This is a genomic window from Ramlibacter sp. (genome assembly GCF_035655895.1).
Taxonomy (GTDB): Bacteria; Pseudomonadota; Gammaproteobacteria; order Burkholderiales; family Burkholderiaceae_C; genus Ramlibacter.
On the sequence record NZ_DASRTN010000003.1, the window covers coordinates 223441 to 230664 of the forward strand.

General features: G+C 67.2%; 7 protein-coding genes. 3 read left to right on the forward strand and 4 right to left on the reverse strand.

What is annotated here, in order from left to right:
• The first annotated feature begins 65 nt into the window (after nucleotides 1-65).
• The gene (locus VFE82_RS01905; RefSeq protein WP_324998541.1) at nucleotides 66-1649 is read left to right on the forward strand and encodes a DUF3612 domain-containing protein; all 1584 of its coding nucleotides are present in this window, start codon (nucleotides 66-68) and stop codon (nucleotides 1647-1649) included.
• Nucleotides 1650-1721: 72 nt separating this feature from the next.
• On the opposite strand, the gene yidC is transcribed toward VFE82_RS01905, so the two are convergent.
• Genes yidC through rpmH form a run of 4 tightly spaced genes read right to left on the reverse strand, consistent with a single transcriptional unit; the run spans nucleotide 1722 to nucleotide 4350 of the window.
• Nucleotides 1722-3431, reverse strand: a complete 1710-nt coding sequence (gene yidC / locus VFE82_RS01910) for a membrane protein insertase YidC (RefSeq protein ID WP_324998542.1) — start codon at nucleotides 3429-3431, stop codon at nucleotides 1722-1724.
• A complete protein-coding gene (gene yidD / locus VFE82_RS01915; RefSeq protein WP_324998543.1) occupies nucleotides 3428-3700 on the reverse strand; it encodes a membrane protein insertion efficiency factor YidD in 273 nt (90 codons plus the stop codon). Before yidD ends, yidC begins: the two co-directional genes overlap by 4 nt.
• Nucleotides 3697-4182 carry a ribonuclease P protein component gene (locus tag VFE82_RS01920; protein WP_324998544.1) on the reverse strand — a complete coding sequence of 162 codons (486 nt, stop codon included), beginning with the start codon at nucleotides 4180-4182 and terminating at the stop codon, nucleotides 3697-3699. Before VFE82_RS01920 ends, yidD begins: the two co-directional genes overlap by 4 nt.
• Before the next feature lie 33 nt (nucleotides 4183-4215).
• Nucleotides 4216-4350 carry a 50S ribosomal protein L34 gene (rpmH, locus tag VFE82_RS01925; protein ID WP_027101598.1) on the reverse strand — a complete coding sequence of 45 codons (135 nt, stop codon included), beginning with the start codon at nucleotides 4348-4350 and terminating at the stop codon, nucleotides 4216-4218.
• 184 nt (nucleotides 4351-4534) lie between these two features.
• Between rpmH and dnaA the strand changes: the two genes are divergently transcribed.
• Both dnaA and dnaN read left to right on the forward strand, forming a co-directional pair.
• Nucleotides 4535-5944, forward strand: a complete 1410-nt coding sequence (dnaA, locus tag VFE82_RS01930; protein WP_324998545.1) for a chromosomal replication initiator protein DnaA — start codon at nucleotides 4535-4537, stop codon at nucleotides 5942-5944.
• A 146-nt stretch (nucleotides 5945-6090) separates the two neighbouring features.
• On the forward strand, nucleotides 6091-7197 hold the full coding sequence (gene dnaN / locus VFE82_RS01935) for a DNA polymerase III subunit beta (protein ID WP_324998546.1): 1107 nt from the start codon (nucleotides 6091-6093) through the stop codon (nucleotides 7195-7197).
• Nucleotides 7198-7224 lie beyond the last annotated feature (27 nt).

Consider the following 7224-nt stretch of genomic DNA (forward strand, 5'->3'; position numbering starts at 1 on the left):
AGCAGCTCGCTGCAAATTTCACAGCGGAAATTTCACCGAGTCAATTTCACAACCGATCCTTGGCCATGGCCCACCACGCCCGCAACAGCCACTTCCTCGGCACTAAGCTGAGGTCCCTGCGCAAGAACCATGGATTGACCCTGGAAGAGCTGTCGGCGCGCTGCATCCAGCTCGATCCGCGGCGGGCGCCCTCGGTGTCCTACCTCAGCATGATCGAGGGCGGCAAGCGCGTGCCGTCGGCGGAGCTGCTCGGGCTGCTGTCGACCCTGTTCCAGCGCGATCCGGCGTGGTTCCTGGACGGCCACGCCGCACCGGCGGAGGTCATGCCGGCCATCGAACGCGCGGGCGGGGCGCCGACCGTCCCCTTCGAGCCGGCGTTCCTGTTCTCCAAGGACCTCTTGCAGGCGGCGATCCCAGAGCTGCTGGCGCAGACCGGCACCACCGGCCGCCAGTTCGCCCACCTGCTGATCCGCTCGCACCAGGAAATGTCGCGCAACGACTTCCCCGACCTCGAGCGCGCGGCCGAACAGGTTGGCGAGCGCCGCTTCCCGCTCGGCGTCGACGACCTCGTCCAGTTGTGCAAGCGCCACGGCCTCAAGCTGCGCTGGTTCGACCGCGATCCGATGATGGCGCGCCACCGCGACACCGAACTGCGCAGCGTGGTCCGCTCGTTCTTCGAGGGTCCGGACACCATCCACCTGAACAGCGCGCTGCAGTCCAGCCCGGCGCGGCTGAAGTTCGACCTGGCCTCGCACCTGGCGCACAAGGTGCTGCACGGCGGCGACGGCCTGAAGTCGGTGCACGCGACCGGCGGCGACCTGGGCGGCAGCCCGCACAGCGCCGGCATCACGGCCGGCCTGAGTCCGCAGGACGTGCTGCATGCATGGCGCGACTTCGAATGCAGCTTCTTCGCCGGTGCGCTGCTGTGCCCCAAGGTGCCGTTCCGCCGTTTCTTGACGCGCGAGTCGCACCGGATCGAGGCCGGCGAGAAGATCGAGCTCACGCCGGCCGTGATGATGCGGCGCATGACCAAGGTGTCGCCGTACCCATACTGGCACTACTTCGACGCCTATCCGCCGGGCTACCTGCGCGCCGTCTACCGCGGCAACGGCATTCCGCTGCCGTGGGGCAACCTGGCGCAGGTGACCGATCCCTGTCCGCACTGGGCGGTGTTCCGCATGCTGCACGAGGCCGGCGGCGCCGACCGCGGCTCGCAGATCTCGGTGCTGCGCGATGGCGACCACTACCTGCTGTACTGCTGCCACTCGGTGCGCACGCTGGACATGGCCGGCAATCCGCACGTGCTGTCGGTGGGCGTCGACCTGGTCCCGGCGCTGCGCTCGCACACGCCGCACGCCGATGCGGTGGTTGACAGCATCGCGCAGGCCTGCCTGCACCAGCACGGCGAGGCGCGCATCCCCGCTGCCGCCGCCGACGCGATCCGCGGCGCGGCCAAGGTGCTGAACATCGCCTGGATCCCCGATGCACTGGAGCGGCCCGCCCGCATCATCTGCCCGCGCAGCACCCACTGCCCCCGGATGGAGCATTGCGACGGCGCGCGCCGCTCGCAGGCCCGCGAGATCACCGACGTGCGGCAGGAGATCATGGCCCGCAGGCGGCCGGTGCGACCGGCGCGCAAGCCGGGCTGAACGACCGCGCGCCGCCGGGTGCTGCCGCACGCGCCACACCAAAGAAGAAGGGCCGCTTGCGCGGCCCTTGCATCAGGTCTTGCCGAATTTCGGCAGGTTGAATTCCGGCGGCACCCCCATCCGCTTGTTGATCAGCCACTGCTGGGCGATCGACAGCACGTTGTTGGTGATCCAGTACAGCACCAGGCCGGACGGGAAGAAGAAGAACATGACCGAGAACGCCAGCGGCATGATCCACATCATCTTGGCCTGCATCGGGTCCGGCGGGGCGGGGTTCAGCGCCGTCTGCAGCAGCGTGGTGAGCGTCATGAACACCGGCAGGATGAAGTACGGGTCCGGGGCGGCCAGGTCGCGGATCCAGCCGATCCAGGGCGCGTTGCGCATCTCGACGGTCGACAGCAGCACCCAGTACAGCGCGATGAACACCGGGATCTGCACCAGGATCGGCAGGCAGCCGCCCAGCGGGTTGACCTTCTCCTCGCGGTAGATGCGCATCATCTCCTGCTGCATCTGCTGCGGGTTGTCCTTGTAGCGCTCCCGCATCGCCATGACCTTCGGATTGATGGCCTTCATCTTGGCCATGCTCTCGTAGCCCTTGGCCTGCAGCCAGTAGAAGGCGATCTTGATCAGCAGCACCAGGGCCATGATCGACCAGCCCCAGTTGCCGATGACCGAATGGATCTTGTCGAGCAGCCAGTACAGCGGCTTGGCCAGAATGGTGAGCCAGCCGTAGTCCTTGACCAGGTCGAGGCCGGGTGCCACCTGCTCCAGCATCTTCTCTTCCTGCGGGCCGGCGAAGAACCTGGCGTCGACCGCCTTGCTCGCGCCCGGCGCCACCGCGGCGACGTCGGTGATCATGCCGGCGGCGTACAGGTTGTTGTCCACCTTGCGCATGAACAGCTGGCGCTGAACGCCCTGCGGCAGGATCCAGGCGCTGGCGAAGTAGTGCTGCACCATCGCCACGTAGCCGCTGGCGGCCTGCTTCTCGAAATCGGCCTTGCCCTTGTCGATGTCCTTGAAGTCGACCTTCTGGAACTTCTTTTCCTCCGTGTACACGGCCGGGCCGGTGAAGGTGGAATAGAAGGACGACGCGCCCGGCAGCGGATTGCCGTCGCGCACGAGCTGCAGGTACAGCTGGGGTGACACGGACGCGCCGCCGGTGTTCACCACCTCGTGGCGCACGGCGATGTCGTAGGCGCCCCGCTTGATGGTGTAGGTCTTGACCAGCTTCACCCCGTTCTTCTCGGGCGACTCGAAACGCACCGACAGCTCGCCGGCCCCGTCCTTCAGCTGGCGGTCGCCGCTGGCGGTCATCACCGTCTTGTGGTTGGGGAAGTCACCGCCGATCAGCCCCGACTGCGCCACGTAGACGCGGTCGGCGCTCTCGTCGAGCAGCTTGAAGGTGTGGGTGACCTTGTCGGCAGCCGAGTCGGCCGCGACCTTGAGGAACTCGGTTCCGATGAGCGTGCCGCCCTCGGTGTCGAACGTCAGGCGCAGCAGGTCCGTTGTGACGGTGAAGCGCTCGCGGGGCGTGGCCGGCGCGGCCGCCTGCGCCGGCACGCCGGCACCGGGCGCGCCGCCGGCCGTGGCGGCAGGCGCCGGCGTCGGGACCGCGGAGGGCACGCTGGCCGGGCCCTGGGGCGCCGACGCGGCCGGGGCCGCCTTGTGCGCCTGCGGGAAGAAGGTGGCCGGCTTGCCGTTGTAGACCTGCCATTGGTCCCACAGCAGCACCATGGAGAAGCCGAAGATCACCCACAGGATGGTGCGGCGAATGTCGTTCATGAAGACTTGTTGGAAGTGAAGGGGGCGACCAGCGCGCGGAACAGCGCCGGCTTGTGCTCGGGGACTTCGTCGACACCGCCGCGGCACCACGGGTGGCAGCGGCCCAGGCGCGCCACCGTCAGGTAGCTGCCGGCGGCCGCGCCGTGGCGCTCCAGCGCCTCCAGCGCGTAGGCGGAACAGGTGGGCGTGAACCGGCAGGCCGATCCCAGCCAGGGCGACAGCAGCAGGCGGTAGCCCTTGACCAGGCCGATCAGGGCGGCGCGGATCACTTGCGGGCTCCCGCGAACAGCTGCTGCAGCTCCTCGCGCACGGCGCGCTTGAGCGCCGGCGAGGTGGCGCTGGGAAAGCGCGTCTTGTCGAAGCCGGCGCGCAGCCGCACCACGTGCGCGGCGGCGGGCAGGGCGGCTTCGAAATCCAGGCTCACGGTGTAGATCTGGCGTTTGATGGCGTTGCGGGTCACGGCCCGCCGGGCCCATCGCTTGGGAACGATGGCGCCCAACCAGGGTTCGGGTGGCGCATTCCCGCGGACAGCAAACAGGGCCGCCGATCCACCGGATCGCGGCCCTGCAGGCTGGACCAGGGAGCGACCTGCGGTCGCCGCCTGCCCGGTGGCAGGCACTGCTTCGGCGTGGACCGCCTCCTGGCGGGAACCCGGCCCGGCGCGGTGCAGGGCGAAGTGCGGCGTGCGGGAGACGGTGCTGCCGCCCGCCATGACGGCTTCGAACTGCGCCCGGGTCTTCAGCCGCTGCACGTGCAGTGCACTGCCGAAAAGCCGCGGCGCGGCTTAGACGGCCAGGCGCTTGCGGCCCTTGGCGCGGCGGGCGTTGATGACGGCGCGGCCGCCACGGGTCTTCATGCGGACCAGGAAGCCATGGGTGCGGGCGCGGCGCACTTTGGAGGGTTGGTAGGTGCGTTTCATGTTCTGCTCGTTCGAGGAAACCCGCGATTATCCCCCATTCGGTCCGACCCAGCAAGAAAAGGGCTTGCCGTCAAGGCGGCGCGCCCAGCCTGTCCAGCGTGAAAACCCGGTGTGGATAAGGCCTTGATAAATTAGAATGGGCCGTTTGCGCGAATGAAAACTATCCACAGAGGCGGCAAACGCAATGAGTGAGGGGTTCAGCAACAGCCTGGCGGCCGAGGGGGCCCTCAGTGCAGGCGGCAGCCTGTGGCAGGCCTGCATCGACCAACTGGCCCAGGAACTGCCGGAACAGCAGTTCAACACCTGGATCAAGCCGCTGACGGCCCGGGTCTCCGACGATTTCTCCAAGGTCACGCTGTACGTGGCCAACCGCTTCAAGCTCGACTGGGTGCGGGCGCAGTATGCCGGTCGCATCGCCGCCACGCTCGAGAAGATCTATGGCCAGCCGGTCCAGCTTGAGTTAGCGCTCGCTCAGCGGGAGGCGCCCGCCCGCACCTACATCGCACCCACTGCCCCGGAGGTGCCCAGCGCCGAACCGGCCGAGCTCGCGGAAGACAACGCCCCTGGCCAGTTCAAGAACCGGCTGAACACGGCGCTGACCTTCGACACCCTGGTCGAAGGCACGGCCAACCGCATGGCACGCGCCGCCGCCATGCACGTGGCCGGCATGCCCGGCCAGCTGTACAACCCGCTGTTCATCTACGGCGGTGTCGGCCTGGGCAAGACCCACCTGGTGCACGCGGTGGGCAACCGCCTGCTGGCCGACCGCCCGGGCAGCAAAGTTCTCTACATCCACGCGGAGCAGTTCGTCTCCGATGTGGTTAAGGCATACCAGCGGAAAACCTTCGACGAGTTCAAGGACCGCTACCACAGCCTGGACCTGCTGCTGATCGACGACGTGCAGTTCTTCGCCAACAAGGACCGCACCCAGGAGGAGTTCTTCAACGCCTTCGAGGCGCTGCTGGCCAAGAAGAGCCACATCGTGATGACGTCGGACACCTACCCCAAGGGCCTGGCCGACATCCACGAGCGGCTGGTCTCGCGCTTCGACTCCGGGCTCACGGTCGCCATCGAGCCGCCCGAGCTCGAGATGCGCGTGGCGATCCTGATCAACAAGGCGCGCGCCGAGAGCGCCGAGATGCCCGAGGAAGTGGCCTTCTTCGTCGCCAAGAACGTGCGCTCCAACGTGCGCGAGCTCGAAGGCGCCCTGCGCAAGATCCTGGCGTACAGCCGCTTCAACCAGAAGGAGATCTCGATCCAGCTGGCCCGCGAGGCGCTGCGCGACCTGCTGTCGATCCAGAACCGGCAGATCAGCGTCGAGAACATCCAGAAGACGGTGGCCGACTACTACAAGATCAAGGTCGCCGACATGTACAGCAAGAAGCGCCCGGCCTCGATCGCCCGCCCGCGCCAGATCGCGATGTACCTGGCCAAGGAGCTGACCCAGAAGAGCCTGCCCGAGATCGGCGAGCTGTTCGGCGGGCGCGACCACACCACCGTGCTGCACGCGGTGCGCAAGATCGCCCAGGAGCGCCAGAACGTGACCGAGTTGAACCAGCAGCTGCACGTGCTGGAACAGACGCTCAAGGGATGACCGGGATGCCGGCCGTGCACGCCGCCACCGCGGCCGGGAACGGCCCCGAAACAGGCGAAAATACGTGCTGTCCAGCACGGACGCCGTCCCGGGCCTGACATCCCACCCACACCAAGAACACAGAACGAGGAAGAGAGAGGAAGACCATGATCGTCCTGAAGGCCACCCAAGACAAGGTGCTGTCGGTCCTGCAGTCGGTTGCGGGGATCGTGGAGCGGCGCCACACCTTGCCGATCCTGGCGAACGTGCTGATCCGCAAGACGGGCGGCCAGCTGCAGCTGACCACCAGCGACCTCGAGATCCAGATCCGCACCACCGCGGAGATGGATGGCGATGCCGGCAACTTCACCACCACGGTGGGCGCGCGCAAGCTGATCGACATCCTGCGCACCATGCCGTCAGACCAGACGGTGAGCATCGAGTCCAGCCAGAACAAGCTGCTGCTCAAGGGCGGCAAGAGCCGCTTCACGCTGCAGACGCTGCCGGCCGAGGACTTCCCGCTGGTGCAGGAAGCCGCCAGCTTCGGCCCGGTGTTCAGCGTGCCGCAGAAGACGCTCAAGGCGCTGCTGGCGCAGGTCTCCTTCGCCATGGCGGTGCACGACATCCGCTACTACCTCAACGGCATCCTGTTCGTGGCCGAAGGCAAGCAGCTGTCGCTGGTGGCCACCGACGGACACCGCCTGGCCTTCGCCAGCGCCACGCTCGACGTCGAGGTGCCGCGCCAGGAAGTGATCCTGCCGCGCAAGACCGTGCTGGAGATGCAGCGCCTGCTGTCGGATGCCGAAGGTGCCATCGAGATGCAGTTCGCCAGCAACCAGGCCAAGTTCTCCTTCGGCGGCATGGAGTTCGTCACCAAGCTGGTCGAGGGCAAGTTCCCCGACTACAACCGCGTGATCCCGAAGAACCACAAGAACTCGGTCACCCTGGGCCGCCAGCCGCTGCTGGCCAGCCTGCAGCGCACCGCGATCCTGACCAGCGAGAAGTTCAAGGGCGTGCGCCTGAACATCGAGCCGGGCACGCTGCGCGTGGCGAGCAACAACGCCGAGCAGGAAGAGGCGATCGACGAGCTGGACATCGACTACGGCGGCGACGCCATCGAGATCGGCTTCAACGTCACCTACCTGATCGACGCCCTGGCCAACATGGGCCAGGAGATGGTCAAGATGGAACTGGCCGACAGCAACAGCTCGGCCCTGATCACCAATCCGGAAGACGCGAACTTCAAGTACGTCGTGATGCCGATGCGGATCTGATGTCGTGGCTCCTGCGCGCAGGAGCCA